Source organism: Psychrobacillus sp. FSL H8-0487, from assembly GCF_038008385.1.
Taxonomy (GTDB): domain Bacteria; phylum Bacillota; class Bacilli; order Bacillales_A; family Planococcaceae; genus Psychrobacillus; species Psychrobacillus psychrotolerans.
The window spans coordinates 2025962-2046564 of sequence record NZ_JBBOZA010000001.1; the positions used below are offsets into that span (position 1 = coordinate 2025962).

Below are 20603 nucleotides of genomic sequence, written 5' to 3' on the forward strand. Positions count from 1 at the left end.
GCTAAACTCAGCATATCTAAATATCAATTGCCACTATCAAAATTAATAGTATTACCTTTTCAAAAATGAATGTCTTTTTATGTTTATTCATATACGCCCCTATAACCTGCTTCGTTAATTCAATAAGAAAAAAAGCTTTACTCCTTCTTGAAGTAAAGTACCCGTTATTAAGAAGGGAACTGTACTTTATTCTGCCAATCTACTAATATTCTGTATCTCTAGATTTATCTTCCGTATTTGCTTGTCAATTTCATCAATTTGAAGGTCATTGGTAACTTGTTTTCTTTTTTCCACTAGCTCAACTCGTAATCTTTGCAAAAAAACCACTCTCCCTAACAACCCCATCTCTTACCCACCTTGACATAGAATTTGTCCATATCTATGTATTCTAGAAGTCGAGATGATACTCCTTCTTGAAGAAAGCATCCGTTAGTTGATGAAGAGTTAATTCACTTCTAAATGAAGGCATAGAATCATCACCATAATCTCTGTTGCTAGCCTTATCGTGGAATTTTGACTGTAATTTGAGCTTCTTGATTTAGCGTTATTTTTGGAATATTAATTGTTTTAATAAGGCTTTACTCCTTCTTGAAGTAAAACACTTCGTTAATTGGAAGAAGTTACTATAGAATATTCCACTTTTCTTTGTATTCATCATAAGCCCCTGTCCAATGGTAAGGTTTAACTTCTGATAATGATTTAAAAGTTAGTTCTTGACCAGGCAGTGTAACTGCAACACTTACATTTGGCCCCAATAAAACAACCTTTCTTGACATATCCCGCAGGGAGAAAGGACTTTGAATTTAGATTTCTAGTCGTCGCGGACTACACAAAGTGAGTGTGTCACCTTTTTATTCAATTTATGAGCTTATAAGATAGCACCAGTTTCCATAATCGCTTGTACACCATACTCTTCTATAAGAAGAAAAAACCGCTAGGGCATCCCGAGTTGCTGTATCATATCGATGTGTGAGGTGCCAAGGTCTCTGACTCCAGAGAGGTTTTATCCTTCTTGCCTTTAAAGATGGATAAAATGTAGCTTTCTGCCGTGCTTAAAGCATCAGCCCTCTCGATTTACTAACATTATGGAACTCAATCCCTTCAACCAGTTGGCTTTCGGCCCGACAACTAACTGTCTACACTTAGAGGCTACTGTTTACCATTAGCCCTCCAAGACTCGCTACGAGTGAATGGCTAGTTCTTTCTCGACGGGAATCCCACCCGCTATATGATACGACCGCACAAGCACCTGTTAGTTGAATAAGAATAGTGTCATTTATTAAACTATAACGCCCGTTTGCATAATATTAAAGCGAATATAGTTCTATTATTTTGTCTATGGGTAATTTACTCGGATCACTCATATCTACAAAATAAGACAACTGCCATTTTTGAGTTTTTTTCGCTTGCTCACTAGTCGATTTATCCCAACTAGAATAAACTCTTATTGTCATTTCCCCCTTTGTTGAACTATGACGATATGTATCTTTTGATAAATCATCTTGATACTTACCTCTCCAAAATTCACTATAATGAAAATCGAAAGGGCATGGATGTGTCCAATTTTTCAGTTGTTCCATATTCACGAAGCTTATTTCTACGGGAAATGGCTTATTGGAGAAACTTAATAATAACTCAGCTAACTTTCTTTTAATTCCAACAGTCATTGTTTTATTCGTTATTATCAAAACATCAATATCACTACTTTTAGAATTAAATCCCCCCATCGCCAAAGAACCGTGTAAATAAAAACCAATAAAATCCTCTTTTAAAATTTCTTTAGTTTTATATAAGAGATTATTAACAAAACCTTTTATTTCTAATGAACTTGTTTCCCAACTGCTATCCATATATAAAAATCCTCCATTATTTTTTTGATTTCCTACTTGAGCTAATCAGTCGCTTTAGTTCAATAAGAAAAAAGGCTTTACTCCTTCTTGAAGTAAAGCACCCGTTAGCCATCCATGCAACACAAAAAAATGCTGCACCACAGAGAACGATTACACATTATGGTGGCACAGATACCTGATTTTTATTTTAACTGACAAAAAAGGCAGCTCCCTGATGATGGATAGCTACCCTCGTTTAAGATTATTATGAAAAGGTAGGTGCAGGTAATTCATCAATTCTAATACGAAGTAAACTGTATGGTTTTTCCCGCAAGTCTCTTCCATAATGAAATCTCGCCTGCCGATGTAATTGATTCACTATGACATATAAGTATTGATCGGGGCCAATCGAAAAAGTATCTGGCCATAAAATTCTCGGGTCATGTGCGATGGTTTCCATTACGCCATTCGTGAATATCTTCCGGATACTATTGTTTTCATAGTCTCCCGCATAAATGGTTCCTTTTGAACCGGTGATCATTCCATCAGACGCGCCTTTTTCCCCCCAATACTGAACATATTGGGATAAATTAATGTCCTGTATTCTTCTGTCTCTTAGGGTTTCTGTGGAGATCGAGAACAGCTGACGACTGGTTAGGGGAGCATAAAATAAAACCTTTCCATCAGGAGAAATTGCTAAACTATCGGAAGCCAATCTAAACGGGAAAGTCGAGCCGTCCTCGTTTCGATTCATCAAAATTTCACCTTCTACTTTTGGTAAAAAATAGAGGTCAGGTGAAGTTGATATTGCCCCATTTAATCGTCTAAACGCGTTCCCATTTTCTAAGTCTACGACGATAATCCCCCCTGGCCCTCTGGAAGAAGAATCCGTTATATATGCATAACCTGCGCTTCCCACCCGAAAGTCCACACGGACATCATTCAAATAAGTTGTTGGCAAGACAACATCATCTGTAAAGGTATATACTCTCCTTATTGTATTCGTGCTTAAATCAACAGCAACTAGTTTTGCTCCCCCTTGAATAGGTTCAGAAAAATTTGGTGCCCCTGTGTCTAGTACCCAAAGTGTTCCCCTTCCATCAGCAACGATACTTTGAACACTGACGAAAGACATTGTAATATTTCTAGGATTGACCAAATTAGCTTCTAAACTGGGATAAGGCTGCAATTCACCCTCAACAATTTCCGCCACAGTAAATTGAACGTTATCTCCCCATTTCGGAAAGCAAACAAAAATACGACCAGTTTCGGAGACGCTGACTCCTGTAGGCATAGCCCCATAAAAAGCGTGCACCAGTTCAAACTGCCCAAAATACTTTTCCATAGGTAATTTAGGTTGCATGTTATCCTCCTCATCAAAATCGAACCCAATATCACCTATATATGTTGAAAATTTTTTTTATTGCCTGGTACTTGATAATTTTTTCTACCGTGATTGGATGGGACAATCCATGTATGTGCATTTTTCTATATAAAGAATACAATTATTAGTCTCTCCAAAATTTAAAAAAGCACCTCATAAGAGATGCTCGAAAACTAACCCGGTATTTACGGTTTTAGTACAACTTTTATACAGTCTTCCATTTTGGTGTCAAATATTTCATAGCCATGCTTAGCTTGATCTAAAGGAAGTACATGAGTGACAATATCACTTGGATCAATCTTACCTTCCGCGATTAGATGATATATATGCGGCATATAGTGAATAACTGGAGCTTGACCTGTCCTAATATTCACATTTCGTTGAAAGATGTCACCTAATGGGAATGCATTATAACGTGCCCCGTATACTCCTGTAATTTGAATTGTTCCACCTTTACGAACTGCTTGACTTGCAATTACTAGAGCTCCCATTGCTCCTCCTTGTAATTTCAGGCCAGATGCAAGAAATTCCAGTGGAGTCATTTTTCCACTCATTCCTACGCAGTCAATGACTACATCTGCTCCACCCTTTGTTATTTCTTTTAAATATTCACCACAATTTTCGTGATCTTCAAAGTTAACAATCTCCACTTTATTCGTACGTTTTGCATGTTTTAAACGATAACCAACGTAATCCACTGCAATAACTCTTTTTGCACCTTTTAACCACGCAAATTTTTGTGCTAACAGACCAACCGGACCGCATCCTAAAATTACGACCGTATCCCCTGCTTTCACTCCCGCATTGTCTACACTCCAAAATGCTGTTGATGCAGCATCTGCAAGTAACACTAAACTTTCATCCGCAACTTCACTGTTTTCTGGAATCTTAAAAGGCGTAAAATTAGCATATGGAACTCGCATAAATTCTGCTTGGCCACCTGGGAACCCTCCCGTCGTGTCTGAGTAGCCAAAATATGCGCCCATTTCTCCATTTTCATTCGCATTGTCGCACTGACTTTCTAATTCATGATTACAGAACCAACATTGACCACACGCTATATTAAATGGGATGATAACGCGATCTCCTTTTTTAACTTTCGTTACATCCTTACCGACTTCTTCTACAATTCCCATAGGTTCATGCCCAATAACATAATCCTCTCCAAGGTTTGGGATCATCCCATGAATTAAGTGTAAGTCTGATCCGCAAATGGCAGTGGTAGTCAGTTTAACTATGATATCATCCGCTTTTTGAATGCTTGGGTCTTTCACATTTTTTACTTGAACATTCTTAACACCTTGAAAAGTCACAGCTTTCATTAGTTAAATCTCCTCTATATTCATTATTTCTTCGGTGGGCTTGGAAACATTCCTTTCCGATTTGTAACGCCCGGAAAGAGATTTAAATTAGCTATATCTACTGCATTTTGAGCGGATTTTATATCCAATTGTTTTTGAAGTTCCAAATCATATGGGTTTAACCATTGTTTTTTCATCATGAGATCTGCTATTTCGAAATATAAGGCAATGGTTACATCAAGTTGTTCCTGTAATAACTTTCTAATTGTAGGTGTTGCTGTTTCTGTCAATGCAATTGAAAGATTTCTAACCCCAGTTTTTGTTGATAACAAAAATTCAAGGGCAATACCTGAATCAGTAAGTTCAGGCATTCCAACAGAATTTATAGGATCTAAATAATCATTCATACAAACCGACCTCCGATTATTTTAACTCAGCATTTGAATATAGTTTTATCATTGCTGTTAAAGCTGGTATAGATTGTTTTACGTCCTTCTCCATTAATGCTTTTAGATCTTGGTCAAAAACGATACCTTGCATCATTTTAGATTTAAGTAAACATACTGTCTTAAAATTTATTACTTCATGAAATTCCAAAGTTTCATGAAGTGCTAATTTCTTTTCAAACATTGCTGCACCTCCAAATCTTTTCATCCAATGAAGATTACCCCAAAAACGAAGTTTATATTCAGAATAACTGAGACCATTTAGTGGTGTTTATGGATAAAAAGGTTATTAATCTTCATGAGAAATCTCCCATTTGATTTTACTATCATGAACAAAATGGGTTGAAAAAGAAAGGTATTTGACCTATGTTTTCATTTTTAAAACGAAAGAGTTTCGTATATTTTGAACTTAAAAAGCTAACAATGAAATTAATACGTAATTTTACTGTTCTTCCAAAAATGCTTTTTTTATAGAGGTGAGGGATGTACATGTTTTGGAAAATACAATCAAATGAAAATAAGCCTGTTTCTCAATCAAACACAGACTCAGAAATATCAATAGAGACACTAAAAAAAGCCCTCGTTCAAATGGATGATGCGGAATTTGTGGAGATCAACATTTCTGAAAATCAAAATGTTGATCTTATCTACATAAGAACCCTGATTGACCAAGAAAGATTAAATGAAAGCATTGTAAAACCTTTATCTAACTGTTCTAAACAATCCATTCAGGAATGTAATGTTCAGTCAACAATAAACTCCATTTCCACTTTTAATGAGGCAAAAAAGCAGCTGTTTAATGGGTCCGTCTTGTTATTTGACTCTTCGTCAGACCTTTGGTTCGCTATCCCTTTAAAAAATCCACTTGGACGTGCAATTGAACCATCCGATACTGAAACCATCCTTTTAGGAGCAAAAGATAGCTTCAGTGAACAGCTAGAACAAAATATTACGCTCATTCGTCGACGTCTTCCAACACATGATCTGAAAACAGAGAAGTTCACCGTTGGTTCTTTAAGTAAAACAAATGTGGTCTTATTGTACATAGAAGGGCTGACCAATCCAGAATTTGTTTCAACCGCCAAAAAGAAAATTACGGAAATTAATTATGATCTCTTCTTTGAGTCTTCTCAAGTAGCTGCATTCATGGAGGAAAATCCAGACAGTATTTTTCCTCAGTTTCAGCAAACTGACCGACCTGATGTTGTTGCTTATTCTCTGGGGTTAGGAAAAATTACCATTCTGGTAGATAATACACCTTTTGCTCTAGTTGCCCCAATTACTATTTTTCATTTGTTCCAATCACCAGAGGATTATATTAATCGATGGGTAGTTGCCAGTTTTTTGCGCATCATCCGATATGTAAGCTTTATTTTATCTATCACATTGATCCCATTCTACGTGGCATTAACAACTCATCACTATCAAATGATTCCTTTACAAACACTTTTCGTCTTGGTGGAGTCAAGGAGCAAGCTTCCGTTCACTCCTTTTTGGGAAGCGTTTATCATGTTGATTTTTATTGAAATTATAAAAGAAGCAAGTTTAAGGATGCCAACAAAGACTGGTCAAACGCTTGGGGTTATTGGGGGCATTGTAATTGGTCAAGCAGCAGTTGAGGCTGGTTTGGCAAGTAAGGTGTTAATTGTTATGGTAGGGATTTCAACTATCGGATCCTTTCTTGTTCCTAATTACCTTGTGACAAAGGCGAATTCATTGATTCAATTCATTCTTCTTGTATTTTCTTCGTTTCTTGGGATAGTAGGGATTGTTCTGGCAATGATTATCATTTTAGCCCACCTTAATGGCTTGTCTTCACTCAAGCAGCCATATTTATCCCCTGTTACCCCTTTCTATGGAAAAGATTGGCTCGACCTATTCATTCGAGGTCCTTTAGTCAAAATGAAGGAGCGTCCAGAACATCTTAAACCACTGAAGAAGAAGAGATATCAACCTAGGAGATGAACTGATGAAAGCCCTTCAATTATTTAATAAGAATGAAACCTATAACGGGTTCTATGTCATGTTGATGGTAAATCGCCTCCAAATGCTTTACTTTTTTTTGATTATGCCAAGATTTTTAATCCATCCATATATGATTTGGGTGATTATAGTGGTCGGCATATTGTCTCAACTAAACATTCTTCTTTTATCCAAATGGTTTATAACCCGGTTTTCTAGCGAGGGTTACAACGGATTTGTCCAATTATTCGGTAAAAAACTTGTACGTCTCCTCTCATTCATCGGTTTATTCTTTATCCTGCTTAAACTTTTCGTGATTATGTTAGGATTCTCGGAAATGATACAAATATTTATGTTTCCAGCTACAGATTCAAATTGGCTTATCTTTTTTATACTGTTGTCTTGTTTGTATGTGGCATGGAAGGGTGTTGAAAAAACTATACGTTTTGTTGTAATTTCATTTTTGTGTACATTTTGGATGTTCTTATTCTTTGCCTATTTCTTCTTTCCTCCAATAGCTCAACTCAGTGATTTGTATCCGATTATTCCAATGGAATTAAGTGGGGATTCCTGGAAAGGAATATTATTAATTTTATCTTCATTTTCAGGGCCTGAATTTCTGGTATTTTTGGGACCGTGGTTTAAAACAAATAATAAAACATTTCGTTATTTGTCTTATGGTAATGCTCTAACCGTTATAGAGTATGTATCCTTATATACGGCGTCCTTATTCTATTTCGGTTCCAGTTATTTAAGCAAAAATCCATTTCCAATTGTCACTATGGCCCGTTATTTTCAAAATCCAGTAATTGAACGTATTGATATGGTCATGCTTTCTTTGGAATTATTTAACATCGTCTTTGCAGGTTCAATTTTTCTTCTGTTGTTTTATGGAGCATCTAAAATAGCTAATGGGAAAGTGGATAAACCATCAAGTCGAATAGGCTTTTTATTCAGTGTATTCATTATTTTAATTGGAATGATTCTTGTGAATGAATGGATTTGGAAGTCAGATGAAAAGCAGGTTATTTTACTTAATCTTCAAATTTTAGCAGGAAGCTTAAGTTATTTAATGGTTCCTATTATTATTATCGTAGCGATGAAGATAAAGGGGGTTAATAAACATGCGACTACGAAAGAAAATGGCTGAAAGTTCTTCAATTATATTTATTGCATTATGGTTAACTGGATGTGCCCCTTTTACTGAAAACAATATTATTGAAGAGCTTGCTCCAGTCACATTTTTATCACTTAGTAAAGGGGATGAAGGTAAAATAAAAATCAGTACGATATTGCCTCCTCTAAGCAAAGAAAAAAAGAGTGTAATGACGCAAGAAGTAAGCTTAATAAAGGAGGGATTAATGGATTTTAATTTAAACTTCTACCAGGAAATGAAATCTGGGCAAATGCGAATGCTGATAATTAATGAAGACCTCGGAAAAGAGGGAATTATGTCCGTTATTAATGTGTTATTGAATGATCCGGATATTTCTTTGAGGATTTATTTAGTTATCGTAAAAGGAAATTTTGAAGAATACTTGGAAAATCAATTGGACAAACAAGAAAATCTTGATTACTCCTTTTATCGAATGCTAAAGCATTATGAGGAAAAAAATCAAGGCGAAATTAGTATTGTTAATCTACATGAATTTAAAAATTTATTCTATACTTCTTATTCAGATCCTTTCTTACCTGTATTCAAAATAGAAAATGACGCTATCAGCTATGAAGGTACAGCCCTGTTTCAAAATGATAAACTAGTTGAAATAATAACAACTTTTGATGATCGCATCTTCCAGCTGTTAAACAACGGTCACTACTTATCAGTTTTACCGATCCCAGAATTAAAAGTTGTTCTAGGTCATGTTAGGTCTAAAACGAAAGTGGATATTAATAAAAGCTTGTCTACAATGACCTATACCGTGAATATAGACTCAAGAATTGAAGAATACCGGGGAGAAAAGCAAATATTTGAACCAAAGGATTTAGAAGACTTGAAAAAAGAAATCAAATCCAATCTTGAAAAACAAACACAAGAACTAGTAAAAAAGATGCAAGAATTGACTGTGGATCCATTACAGCTAGGCATTCATACATTAAAACCATTTTCAAAACCAATGGATGAAAAAAAATGGATTGAACTATTCAAGAAGATGGACATTAAAATTGATTATCAGTTTAATATTGAGCCCTTGACGGATTCAAACGCAAAAAGTTAATTATAATAACAGAAAAAAACGCACTCAGTTGAATGGTAAAGTCTTTTTAAAAAACTACAGATTGCTTATTAGAGAATAAAATTTAAATCCCACAGTAAAATCCAATGAAAATACTATAAGTGAAAAATCATTCTAGGTAAAGATTTGAGAAGGACTTCAACAATAAGATTCCCTTTTACTGCACGTATTTTAAATTCGGCGGAGTTATAAGAAATAACGATCAAATAAGTCGCGTCAAATACCTATGTATACATCATAGCTGCTAGTTGTCCTGTCGAGCAAGCTAAGCGCAGTAGGAAAGAAGAACAATATGTAATCTAGGAAAGAGCAATATACGACAACTATCTTGACAAACACCGAGCTATAGTTCCACTATCTCGATTATCTCCGTATAAGTAACAGTGGTATAATTACTTAGTAGCTCACTTTATTCCTCTCCAAGATTTCTTTAAGAATGCAAAATTTCTCTTCTAAACTTTCATAATGAGGTTCTTCACTTTTACTATTTTCTACCGCCAAAATAATCTCCATATTTCCTCGATATAATTCTATTCTATTTCTGCGTATGAACTTCAACTTTTTCAAGCATTATCGTCAATCCATTTAAATAGGTTTGAATACCCATTTCCTCTACATGCTCTGAAAACCAATCTTGCCCTCCACTTTCAAGCTCACAAAAATAATTAAACAAAATTAAAAAATTTTTCCTTTTCTCATCGTCTGTCATAAAAATGTATTCTCCATTGGCTGATAAAACAGCTTTCCAAATGTCATCGTTAGTTTGCAATTCACTGCGATTTGCTTTTTCTCTTAAACTAAACTCCATCTTTAGTTGAATAAGAAAAAAGAGCTGTATTATCAGCTCTTTATTTCACTAAAGTACCCGTTACTTTAAGTACAATATTTCACAACCTAATTCGGTCTCTATTTCAATAAACGGTCAAAAGTTACTTTTACAGAGTTTATGAAATAATTACTTTAAATCCTCCCAATAATCCTCCATCAATGAGATTGACCAATCGGGTTGACTCACTTCATTTTTTGGTAGAAATTCTTTCATTACTGGCTTAATGTCAATAATCGGAGTTCCGTCTAATGCATCTAATCCCTTAACTATTAATATACGCTGTTTTTGTTCAACAAGTTCAACAATAGTTACACCTAATTTATTTGGTCTATTTTTTCCTCTTTGAGCAAATATTCCAACCTCGGGATAATCTTTATTGTTTCTTGGATGTCTTGCTTCATACTGAATTTTGTCATCTGATACCTTATCAAAGAAAAAAATGATTTCTAAGTGTGAGAATTCATTAATACCTTTCAATGAAGAATCATTTATATTTTCCGCAAGTTCAATTGTTGATACGATCGAACCCCAATTATCATCCAAAATATCTTTTCTAGTATTATTTACAAAGGCAATTGGTTTGATAGAATACTGCATTTGTTCCATCCCCTCCTACACATACTTCTCTAAGAAATAAGGTTTCGTTTTCATCTTTATCATAACAATCACAATTCTCAAAAGAAAATATATATTAATTATACATATCCATAATTTTATCTTATTAAAATCTCCTACATTGTAGAAAAAGCTGCCCTTTAAGGCTAGCCACTTGTTTACTAGTCGAGTAGAATGGAACCTCTCTACCTTACGGCAGATTGTGTTCCACCCCCCCTCACAGAACCGTGCTTGCGCTATTTTTGCACACGGCTCCTCCAAATCATCCTTCACAAAATGGTGATTCTGCTATCCTCAATAGTTTAGTTTACCTTTATTATTTCTACCGCTGTGTGTAGTAAATGTGTCCCTAGGGAGGGTGATCATTTGGTAGCAGCCTTTCCTCCATCGGCATTACCCAACTTCATTGATACTACGCTGCAATCCGACTCCATACAACGGCATTTGGTTTCCTCGCTTATTATCGCTTGTACACCATACTCTTCTATAAGAAGAAATGACCGGTAGGGCCTCCCGAGTTGCCGTATCATATCAATGTGTGACGTGCCAAGGTCTCTGACTCCAGAGAGGTTTTATCCTTCTTGCCTTTAACGATGGATAAAATATAGCTTTCTGCTGTGCTTAAGGCATCAGCCCTCTCGATTTACTAACATTGTGGAGCTCAATCCCTTCAACCAGTTGGCTTTCGGCCCGCCACCTAACTGTCTACGCTTAAAGGCTAATGTTACCATTAGCCCTCCAAGACTCGCTACGAGTGAATGGCTAGTTCTTTCTCGACGGGAATCCCACCCGCTATATGATACGACCTAGGCTCGGCCGCACAACTGCTTCGTTAGTTTGATAAGAAAAAAGGCTTTACTCCTTCTTGAAGTAAAGCTCAGTTAGTTGAATAAGGAGTAATAAGGGTAGTCAATACCATCTCTTCTTAGTATTTAATATCTAGCCAAATCTCCGAAGGCAGTAGCGAATTCTGATCTTACTTGGACGATGAATTCTATGGGTTCCCCGGTATTATCTTTTGTATGTAGATTCTCACGGGTCTTTCCTTCATACCAGGTTCTACCATCCGAGGTCTTATTAATCTCTTCGTCGCCTTCAAAGTAAATTTCGAAAGCTCTTTCTTGTTCTTTATAATAATCATACACTTCTTTTTCACTAAGTTCAGAAGATAACTTTTTATAGACAACTACAGTTGGTTGTCCTCCACTACCCCATGGTCCTCCACCGTAGCTAACTCCATAATCAAATCCTTGTTCAAGCACTTTTGTTTTTAGAGGAAGTGGATAAGAAAAGACTTTATTTGCAAACTCTTCAGCAGTCTTTTTATCTTGGCTAAAAAAAGATACAGCTAACCATGAAACTGCTAGAATGATTGATAAGATAATCAAAATCTTATATCTTTTATTCAAGAAACCTCTCCTATCTAGTGCCCTTTTAGGTTCTTTTTTTATCTGTAATAGTCATATTACATATAGACCAACCGCCATTTACCATCGAATACAAAAAATTTAATTCTGTTTTTCTGTCGAACCAAAGACTTCATTGCTCCGTGCTATCGCCGATGGCGAAAATGATCCTGAGAAACTAGCTAGCTTTGCTCGCCGATCAATGAAGAAGAAAAAGAGTGAACTGGAGCTAGCTCTTCGAGGGTATATCAATCCACATCAACGTCTCATGTTAAAAACCATTCTGGTCCATATAGAATTTCTAACTGAGCAGATTGAGCTATTAAACGAAGAGGTAGCTACTAGGTTATCCTCCCATCAAGATGATATAGAACGATTGGATTCCATTCCCGGCATCGCCACTCGAATGGCCGAACAAATTTTAGCCGAAGTTGGTACAGATGTGGAGAAGCAATTTCCCAGTTCGGCGCACTTATGTTCCTGGGCAGGATTAGTACCTGGACATAATGAAAGTGCGGGCAAGAGGAAATCAACTACCATGAAAAAAGGAAACAAGTACTTGAAATCGGCATTAATTGAAGCAGCTCATTCTGTTAGAGGATCCAAAACCTACTTGGGAGCTCTGTATAGGCGCACTGCATCAAGAAAGGGTAAAAAGCGTGCAGGAATATCAGTGGCTCATGCCATTTTAAGAATCAGCTATTATCTCCTAACTCGCAAAGAAATGTACGTAGACCTAGGGGAAGATTACTTTGACAAGCAAAAAGAACAATCGATTGTACGATATTCAGTTCGAAGACTTGAAAACTTAGGTTACAACGTGACAATCACTGAACCAAATGCCTCCTAGTCCAACCCACAATTTAATTCTCTTTTAGGCGCTGCACTTTTTTAAAAAATTATTGGGCTGCGTCAAATTTCGTATTGTCTTTTTCTATAAATCGAAGATTTTAATTTTCATGGGAGTTTAAGTGAAATAATTCACAAATTTCACCTATCATACTTCATTTGTAGCTTTTTTGTATGTTCCATAATTTACATTTGGGAACTTTATTTGTATAAGTAATTCAATGCTTATTTTTAAAATAGTCTTCTGCTAAAATAGCTAGATAATCCATATTTTCATATACTTCACCTTTTAAGAATTCTTGTTTGTGACGACCTTCCCAGACCATTCCAGACTTCTCCATTACTTTTCTTGAAGCTATATTTCTCACCATACAACGGCTATAAACCCTATTTGATTTATGTTCTTGGAAACCATAATCAATTATTTTTTTGCAAGCTTCCGTTGCATAACCCTTGCCCCATTCTGATACATCGATAAAATAGCCTACCTCTGCATTTTTGTGATTTTTTGAAATCGTAACTAACCCACAATTTCCTATATAACGACCATTCTCTTTTAAAAAGACAGCAAATTCATATGCTATTCCCTGTTCATAACTTTTTTGTAAATAGGAAATCCAACTATCAACAGTCTCACGTGGATATGGATGTGGAATCATCACCATTGTATCTGCAATTTCTTTATTTTTACTACCTCATAAATATCATTTGCAAATTCAAGTTCATAAGGCTTTAATGTCAATCTTTCTGTTTCTAAAATCATTTATATTCCTCCCTAAATTACCTCTGTATTCTCCACTAAAATTTCAAATCCTTGTTTTGCTATCCTACTTCGTTAGTTCAATAAGAAAAAGCTACCCTTTTATAGGCAGCCACTTGTTTAACTAAGCACCCGTTAGTTGAAAAGTATCCATAATAAAACTGTTAATCCTAATATAAATATTCCAAACAAAAAGGAGAGAATTTTAAAGATAACAACATGGTATTTTTCCTGAAAGAATTTTTCGGAAATTAATATTAGAATACCAAATAAGAATTCAATAAAAGTAAATGTATTTATTCCTCCAGTAAAATCGTCATCTTCTTCATATTTCTTAAAAGTGACATAAAAAGCATATCCAGCAACAAATAATAAAATTAGTGAAATTAATAACAAAATATATAAATTCATACTCAATTGTCTCTCCTAATGTAAACCTTATTGAAGTAAAGCACCCGTTAGTTGAAGAATATCTTTATGAATTTGTAGTAAATTTTAAATGTTTATCACCTAAGGTAATAATGTTTATATTCCATCTTGGGTGCATTACTAAATTATTGTTTTCATCTAATTCTAAAGCCATATGAATTTCATCATCTTCAGCTGTAAGAATAGCCATTCTGTTATTTTCAATATCTATATACGGTTTTAAACTTTCTACCATTTCAATTTTCCAATCAAAAAAGTTCATCATTACACCTCCATTTTTCATAACTATATCAATATTACCTATAAAAATATTTTAGCCAGGTCTTATTTTACTAACCTGCTGCGTTAGTTTAATTGTAACATTTACGGGGCAGTTCATTTTTGATGGTCTTGTTTAACTAAAGCACCCGTTAGTTGAAAAAGTTGATGACTATACTGCTTATTAGATAAAAGGAAAAACGTGTTCAGTCAGTAAAAATCCATACATTAAATTCCTCAATTTGTTCTTGTAAATACCATCCTGATTTATCATAATAATCATTTAAATAGGAATCAGACGGACATAATGAAACGATAGGTAAATCATTTATCGTTTTTAACATCTTTTTTAATAACCCTTGACCGCGATAAATTTCACTAATCGCAAATTGGTATAAAGATATTTTGTTTTGTGTTTTTTTTCGGTAAAACCGAAAAGCCCCAACTACTTGACCTTCTACTGTTGCCACTATCATTTGCTTTCTTCTTATGGATGCTTTAATTCCAAGAGGACATAAAAATTCTTTAGAATAAACCGCACTGTTATTGCTGTCTAAATTTTCGTTGAAGAAAGACACAACTTCAGGTATATGAGTTGAATTTGCTAAGGCTATCCGCATATTTCTCCCCCCTTAACGCTTTTTAAGACAAAAGAGACTTATATATTTCTCCTATAATACCTTCGAGTTGATGAACACCCAATTCTGCATTCGTCATTATGACTGCACCTTTCTCTAAATAGGGAAAAGCCGCCATCATACATTGAAAACCCACTCCCCAACCAAGTGATGTAATTTCTATTTCTTTTTCAGAGCCTTCAAGAAACACACCTAATCCAGCCCAGCTTTTACCTCTTTGTGGGGTTATCATTTCTTTTGCTAAACTTTCCGAAATGCCAACCTTGCTTTCACCTTTTACAGCATTCATTAACTCAAGAACTAATTCAGCTAAATCCAAAGAAGTTGTCCATAATCCTGAAGCCGCGGGATAAGGATATATAGGATATTTTCCATCTACTAATTCACCGCTTTTGTTGTGACCACAAGAAAAATTTTGTCTATCCACTTCCAACGTTGTTCTATTGAAATGGCTATTCTCCATTCCTAATGGTTCAAATATTTGCTCACTCAAAACTTGATCAAACGGTTTTTTCGTAACATCTTCTATAAGTTGTTGAATAATACAAAAACCCGCATCCGAATAATCGAATTCACTTTCTGGTTCAAACTTGACGTCAATAGGAGTTTTACAATAAAGAGTTTTCCCCTCTAATAATTCAACCATCGAAGGAACACCTATTTTCGAGTTCAGTTCAGGAAAACTACCTTCAGGGTCTTTAATTCCAGATTGATGACTTAGTAAGTTCCTCAATGTCACTTTTTTATTTTTAGTAAAATCATTTTCTGGTACTTTCCACGATTTAAGATTTTCATTCACATCATCATCTAAATCAAGAAGCCCTTCCTCTACTAGCTTCATTACAAGTATTCCCATTAAGAACTTACTAATTGAACACGCACTAAAAATAGAATCTTCATTTGCTTTTCTATTGCTCTCCACTTCTAATAAGCCGTAATTATCTGTTCCACTAATTTCACCGCCCTCAAGCAATGTAATACTTAAACCTTGCACATTGTAATGTTTCATTCGTTCTTGAATGTTAATGTTTTTTAATTTCACAATTATCCCCCTTGTTAGTATTATCAAATAAATCACAACACGAATGTATGTTCTTTTATGTTTGCTTTTAAAATAATTTTTTCTTTAACTATATATAAAAAACCTGTAGACAATTTTCAATTTCTACGTAAAAATAAACCTCGTATCTTGAGCGTATTTGCGCTCAGAATTCGAGGTTTTACCTGTTTACCGCTATTGATTTTCAAATTAAAGATTAATTATTCCGGAAAGCGAATCTTCAACCTTTAGTTTAAGTGTAACATTTCACAATGCATATCTGAGATCATCTTAATATATTGGACATAAAAATGGACCATCGAAATGATGGCCATATTTTGCTAAAGCACCCGTTAGTTGAATAAGGAGAACAACCAACTCATTATGGCCGTTTTTTATAATGCTTCAACTTTTTGGAACATCTCTGTATATAGTTCATTTATATTCTTTTGATTATCAAAGGAAACAAGTACTTGAAATCGGCGTTAATTGAAGCAGCTCATTCTGTTAGAGGATCCAAAACCTACTTGGGAGCCTTGTATAGGCGCACTGCATCAAGAAAGGGTAAAAAGCGTGCAGGGATATCAGTGGCTCATGCCATTTTAAGAATCAGCTATTATCTCCTAACTCGCAAAGAAATGTACGTAGACTTTAGGGGAAGATTAATTTGACAAACAAAAAGAACAATCGATTGTACGATATTCTGTTCGAACACTTGAAAACTTAGGTTACAACGTGACAATCACTGAACCAAATGCCTCCTAGTCCAACCCACAATTTAATTCACATTTAGGCGCTGCACTTTTTAAAAAATTATTGAGCTGCGTCAGATTTCGTATTGCTTTTTTCTCTAAATCGAAGATTTTAATTTTCATGGGAGTTTAAGAAGAACAGAGACGCTTATTAAACAATCGCACCCGATTGGGGCATAGCTGTATGCAATTAGTTTGTTCATATACCATTTGGACCCGATTCACTTCGTCAGTAGTTTTAGTATTACAATAATTACGTAGATAAATAAGCCAAGAAATAATAACATACGCTCGCCTACACTTTTGACAAACAAACCAATTGTATAAACAGTTATTAAAATTAATTTACTTTGACAAATTAATCTTGATGGTATCCTCTATATTTTAATTTCCACAACATCTGGTTCTTGTTCTTCGCCATATAATGTTATCGTTGCTTCATAGTCACTTTTCCAACTAACTGAAACGTTTGAGGAATTGAGATTTTTTCCATCATTATTAATACTTTTATCTAAACGTTTCCACCAACTGTATTTAATTCTAACGGAAGATGGACCGAAGGAAAAAGCCGAACCTTTTTGAACAACTCTAATCGTATTAATGTTGTTTGGAGAATGACTTTCCACAAGTGTAACTTCCTCGAAATACATACCGTAAGAAAACCAGCCTACAAATAAAATGATTGGACTTAATATAAGTGCTGCAGTAGCGAGACAGCCCCATTTCGTTTTTTTCTTTATACTTTCAATATTTTGTTCGAGGTCATTATCACTAGTCATTTATGCACTTCCTTTTTTATTAATTTAATCTGTAATTAAGTTTACCATATCCTTGTTTAACCAAATTTGACCCGATTGTTGAACACAAGTAAAACAACACTCTTCAACTAACCTACTGCTTTAGTTCAATAAGGTTTTACTCCATCTTGAAGTAAAGCACCCATTAGTGGGAGAAGTGCATTTTATCTCTTTCACTTAAACTAATTTAATGATTTTTTCAATAACTGTTTGAACATCAGTTTCATTACTAATAGTGAATAGATGGTCCACTTCATCTTTATTAGGAGAAATAAATCCCTCATTTTTTGTTTGCTTCAGCTGAATTTCTAATACTTCGTTATAGTTTGAAACATTTCTAAGGGTTGTTATATCACGATGACTATATATAATACGGTCTTTTAATATATCTATCGGTAAATAGAAATTTACAAGAAGGGTTTGAAAACCTTCTTTTTTAAATTTTTCTATCAAATTTAATCGAGGTTGTTTTTGTCGGTTAGAATTACATAAAATAATATGGTTATCGGTTTTGTGAATAGCAAATTCTACAATTGTTTGCGAAAGAGCAAATTTTAAAATTTTCGGTCCTTTTTCTGGTAATAAGGACGGATAATGTTTCTCTAAAAATTCTCCTTGTACATCTTGGTCAATAACAATTGAATTAATTAATCTTTTTTCTAAAAGCTTAGCGAAAGTAGTTTTTCCACTATGTGTTGTCCCTACTGTCATTATTAGAAATCTCACCCCATGAACCCCTTTGAAGTTTATTTTTTGTTTAGGTAAACAAACACTTACACCTTCAATGTATTTGAACAATTATGTAATTCTTCACTCTTCTGTAAAAACCTTTCTTCAACTAAACTGCCGCTTTAGTTCAATAAGAAAAAAGGCTTTACTCCTTCTTGAAGTAAAGCACCCGTTACTTTAAGTGTAATTCTTCACAATATCCCTTGCTTAAACTTTGGCATAAATACAAGTATCAGTCAGTTTACTTCCATCTGCTGATAAATCCTCATTCTTTAAAATCCCTTCTAACTCAAATCCTAATTTTTCGGGGATAGAACGACTCTTTAGGTTGGTGGATTCACATCTAATTTCAACTCTCTTAAAGTTAATATGATTTAAACCTAATTCACATAATCCTTTTACCGCTTCTAACATATATCCGTTACCTCTAAATCTTGTGTTAATCCAATAACCTATATGACTTTTTGGGATGTCCCAGTTTAAACCTTCGAAACTTGTTACTCCTATAAAATCATTAGTGTATTTATGGAAAATCAGGAAACGTAAACTATCTCTTTTGAAAAAGTTAATATATGCTTCTCTCAAATTCACTTCTGTTTCCTCCACAGTAGGGAGTGTCTGTGCGAAAGGCAACCAAGCCTTTAATTCATTAAAAGAATCTTGAATTGCATCATTAACAATAGTACCGTCCCCTGATTGCCTAGGTGCTCGTAATAATAACCTTTCTGTCTCTATTTGTAATGGTATATCTAATAATAATGGATTCACCAAAACTCCCCCTTACCACAGCTTATTTATTATATCCTTTTAAACTCTACTGCTCCCTAAACGAGGTTTTTACCTAACTTTTATTTGGCAACGTTAACAATGTTTTTAATATTTTTTTGCATAATAAACCATATTTAAAAAGACAGTAGAAATATATAATGCCATGAATAGTGATAATACTTGAAAGGCAGCAAGGTTAAGCGACGATGTAGGGTTGAAAATAATCATTAAAATAACGGCAAAACCAATACCCCAAAAATAACTAATATATACTGCACGTTCACGGATTTTTTGAGCCCGCTCATCTTTTGCAGAAAAGTGGGGTGCTAAATAAGCTAAACAGAACGCCATAATCGTTAAAGCAACTGCCATTAATCCTTCTGGAAACTTACCTGAAAAAATATAAACACCATTAATTAGAAGTGCATTTATTAGCATAATGAAACCTAAAATTAAAAAAATTGCTCTATTGTGTTTCATTGATGGTCCTCCTCATAAATAAAAATATCTTCAATATGACAATTAAATAAACGAGCTAACTTAAATGCTAATGTGATTGAAGGATTATTACGTCCTTTTTCCAAAGATATTATGGTTTGCCTAGAGACATTACGGCTTTAGTTGAACAAAAAAAGAGCTGTATTATCCAACTCTATATTTCACTAAAGCACCCGTTAGTTGAAGAAGAAAGCATACTAGCTTATTAGAATAGAAGTTATAAAATTATTTTCACTATTAACTGTTATCATCATTTCATTACAGACACTTGCAAAATTCTGAACAGCTACCCTATCTATAAAGGATTCATCAAAAGACCATCCACTTGGAATTATAGCCATCCCCCCATTTCCCTGTACAAAAGTATGTTCGAAAAAATCCCACATGGATAAAATATCATGATTAGCTGTTTTTCTTACAAGGTCGAGATTAACTTTAAATTCTTTTGGTGGGAATGTTTCTCCCCAGTTTGAAGTCCCTTCTGAATATATATCATTTACAATGGCATTAACTTTACGATTTTCTTTTAGATTGATAAAATGTATTTTTGAACTTTCTCTAACATTTTGCAACCTAATAAGTACTTGTTTTTCATTGGTTGTAATTCTTTCAACTTTGTTGAAGTGCGGGGCTATTTCTTTAATAGAAATATCGAGAATTTTGTCGTCCACTATTGGAATATCCAACATTCCATTCGAACTAACTAATATAAAGGGAGCTAAAAAAAACTGAGCTATTGATGAAATTTTCTTTCCAAAAGGTGCTTCAATGTCTAACCTCTCATATTCCACCTTTGGATGATCATTAATTCCCCTAATTTCAATTATTGGATTTTGTTCAATGCCTTTTATAACAATCTCTTCAAATAAATACAAAACAATTAGCTCCTTTTAAAATACTTCAGGAAGAACTTCTACTTCTATACACTCTACTTTTCCTGATTTTAACTCGATGAACAAAAAATCTCCCCCTAAAAGGCATCCTATTGTTAACTAAGCACCGGTTAGTTAAGAATCAAACAAAAAGTCCATTATCATACTAGACCAACGCACCAGCACAGTTAATTATGTAAAACTT

General features: G+C 34.5%; 23 protein-coding genes and 2 pseudogenes. 4 read left to right on the forward strand and 21 right to left on the reverse strand.

Annotated elements, in window-relative coordinates; all coding sequences use genetic code 11:
- Positions 1-186: 186 nt before the first annotated feature.
- From MHI47_RS10220 to MHI47_RS10250, 7 genes and pseudogenes are all read right to left on the reverse strand, one after another.
- Entirely contained in the window at positions 187-318 is a 132-nt protein-coding gene (locus MHI47_RS10220) for a hypothetical protein (RefSeq protein ID WP_281249734.1), read from the reverse strand.
- A 305-nt stretch (positions 319-623) separates the two neighbouring features.
- A pseudogene (locus MHI47_RS10225) lies at positions 624-892 on the reverse strand (cytidine deaminase); the annotation flags it as partial.
- Positions 893-1307: 415 nt separating this feature from the next.
- A complete protein-coding gene (locus MHI47_RS10230; protein WP_340830707.1) occupies positions 1308-1850 on the reverse strand; it encodes a MepB family protein in 543 nt (180 codons plus the stop codon).
- A 244-nt stretch (positions 1851-2094) separates the two neighbouring features.
- The gene (locus MHI47_RS10235; RefSeq protein WP_340830709.1) at positions 2095-3192 is read right to left on the reverse strand and encodes an L-dopachrome tautomerase-related protein; all 1098 of its coding nucleotides are present in this window, start codon (positions 3190-3192) and stop codon (positions 2095-2097) included.
- Between the two features lie 206 nt (positions 3193-3398).
- Positions 3399-4535 (reverse strand): zinc-dependent alcohol dehydrogenase, encoded by a 1137-nt coding sequence (locus MHI47_RS10240; RefSeq protein WP_340830710.1) that lies wholly within the window; start codon positions 4533-4535, stop codon positions 3399-3401.
- A 23-nt stretch (positions 4536-4558) separates the two neighbouring features.
- A complete protein-coding gene (locus MHI47_RS10245; RefSeq protein WP_211894093.1) occupies positions 4559-4921 on the reverse strand; it encodes a spore coat protein in 363 nt (120 codons plus the stop codon).
- A gap of 16 nt (positions 4922-4937) precedes the next feature.
- On the reverse strand, positions 4938-5144 hold the full coding sequence (locus MHI47_RS10250; protein WP_090570990.1) for a spore coat protein: 207 nt from the start codon (positions 5142-5144) through the stop codon (positions 4938-4940).
- Between the two features lie 305 nt (positions 5145-5449).
- On the opposite strand from MHI47_RS10250, the gene MHI47_RS10255 reads away from it, so the two are divergent.
- From MHI47_RS10255 to MHI47_RS10265, 3 genes are read left to right on the forward strand one after another with little or no spacing between them, the layout of a single operon-like run.
- On the forward strand, positions 5450-6925 hold the full coding sequence (locus tag MHI47_RS10255; RefSeq protein ID WP_340830711.1) for a spore germination protein: 1476 nt from the start codon (positions 5450-5452) through the stop codon (positions 6923-6925).
- Between the two features lie 4 nt (positions 6926-6929).
- Positions 6930-8072, forward strand: a complete 1143-nt coding sequence (locus MHI47_RS10260) for a GerAB/ArcD/ProY family transporter (RefSeq protein WP_340762447.1) — start codon at positions 6930-6932, stop codon at positions 8070-8072.
- A complete protein-coding gene (locus MHI47_RS10265; protein WP_340830712.1) occupies positions 8065-9141 on the forward strand; it encodes a Ger(x)C family spore germination protein in 1077 nt (358 codons plus the stop codon). The genes MHI47_RS10260 and MHI47_RS10265 overlap by 8 nt, the downstream gene beginning before the upstream one ends.
- A gap of 553 nt (positions 9142-9694) precedes the next feature.
- Here the strand turns inward: MHI47_RS10265 and MHI47_RS10270 are convergent.
- From MHI47_RS10270 to MHI47_RS10280, 3 genes are all read right to left on the reverse strand, one after another.
- Positions 9695-9868, reverse strand: a complete 174-nt coding sequence (locus MHI47_RS10270) for a hypothetical protein (protein WP_340830713.1) — start codon at positions 9866-9868, stop codon at positions 9695-9697.
- Between the two features lie 246 nt (positions 9869-10114).
- Positions 10115-10585: a tRNA (N6-threonylcarbamoyladenosine(37)-N6)-methyltransferase TrmO gene (gene tsaA / locus MHI47_RS10275; RefSeq protein ID WP_340832032.1), complete on the reverse strand. Its 471-nt coding sequence runs from the start codon at positions 10583-10585 to the stop codon at positions 10115-10117.
- A 950-nt stretch (positions 10586-11535) separates the two neighbouring features.
- Complete coding sequence (locus tag MHI47_RS10280) at positions 11536-12012, reverse strand: hypothetical protein (protein ID WP_340830714.1); 477 nt, start codon at positions 12010-12012, stop codon at positions 11536-11538.
- A gap of 133 nt (positions 12013-12145) precedes the next feature.
- On the opposite strand from MHI47_RS10280, the gene MHI47_RS10285 reads away from it, so the two are divergent.
- Positions 12146-12859 (forward strand): transposase, encoded by a 714-nt coding sequence (locus MHI47_RS10285; RefSeq protein ID WP_340830715.1) that lies wholly within the window; start codon positions 12146-12148, stop codon positions 12857-12859.
- A 217-nt stretch (positions 12860-13076) separates the two neighbouring features.
- On the opposite strand, the gene MHI47_RS10290 is transcribed toward MHI47_RS10285, so the two are convergent.
- The 11 genes and pseudogenes from MHI47_RS10290 to MHI47_RS10340 form a co-directional block, all read right to left on the reverse strand.
- Positions 13077-13517, reverse strand: a complete 441-nt coding sequence (locus tag MHI47_RS10290; RefSeq protein ID WP_340830717.1) for a GNAT family N-acetyltransferase — start codon at positions 13515-13517, stop codon at positions 13077-13079.
- A gap of 236 nt (positions 13518-13753) precedes the next feature.
- A complete protein-coding gene (locus MHI47_RS10295; RefSeq protein WP_340830718.1) occupies positions 13754-14029 on the reverse strand; it encodes a hypothetical protein in 276 nt (91 codons plus the stop codon).
- A 64-nt stretch (positions 14030-14093) separates the two neighbouring features.
- Positions 14094-14309 (reverse strand): hypothetical protein, encoded by a 216-nt coding sequence (locus MHI47_RS10300; RefSeq protein WP_340830719.1) that lies wholly within the window; start codon positions 14307-14309, stop codon positions 14094-14096.
- A gap of 202 nt (positions 14310-14511) precedes the next feature.
- The gene (locus MHI47_RS10305) at positions 14512-14925 is read right to left on the reverse strand and encodes a GNAT family N-acetyltransferase (RefSeq protein ID WP_340830721.1); all 414 of its coding nucleotides are present in this window, start codon (positions 14923-14925) and stop codon (positions 14512-14514) included.
- Positions 14926-14947: 22 nt separating this feature from the next.
- Positions 14948-15985 carry a serine hydrolase domain-containing protein gene (locus MHI47_RS10310; RefSeq protein WP_340830722.1) on the reverse strand — a complete coding sequence of 346 codons (1038 nt, stop codon included), beginning with the start codon at positions 15983-15985 and terminating at the stop codon, positions 14948-14950.
- A 1126-nt stretch (positions 15986-17111) separates the two neighbouring features.
- Positions 17112-17513: a hypothetical protein gene (locus MHI47_RS10315; RefSeq protein WP_340830723.1), complete on the reverse strand. Its 402-nt coding sequence runs from the start codon at positions 17511-17513 to the stop codon at positions 17112-17114.
- 195 nt (positions 17514-17708) lie between these two features.
- Positions 17709-18257 (reverse strand): AAA family ATPase, encoded by a 549-nt coding sequence (locus tag MHI47_RS10320; protein WP_340830724.1) that lies wholly within the window; start codon positions 18255-18257, stop codon positions 17709-17711.
- A gap of 210 nt (positions 18258-18467) precedes the next feature.
- Positions 18468-19028 (reverse strand): GNAT family N-acetyltransferase, encoded by a 561-nt coding sequence (locus tag MHI47_RS10325; RefSeq protein WP_340830725.1) that lies wholly within the window; start codon positions 19026-19028, stop codon positions 18468-18470.
- Positions 19029-19133: 105 nt separating this feature from the next.
- Positions 19134-19508, reverse strand: coding sequence for a hypothetical protein (locus tag MHI47_RS10330; RefSeq protein WP_340830726.1), 375 nt, complete (start codon positions 19506-19508; stop codon positions 19134-19136).
- Positions 19505-19636, reverse strand: a pseudogene (locus MHI47_RS10335) (helix-turn-helix transcriptional regulator); the annotation flags it as partial. The pseudogene MHI47_RS10335 and the gene MHI47_RS10330, both read right to left, overlap by 4 nt.
- Before the next feature lie 87 nt (positions 19637-19723).
- Positions 19724-20401: a hypothetical protein gene (locus tag MHI47_RS10340; protein WP_340830727.1), complete on the reverse strand. Its 678-nt coding sequence runs from the start codon at positions 20399-20401 to the stop codon at positions 19724-19726.
- Positions 20402-20603: the final 202 nt, after the last annotated feature.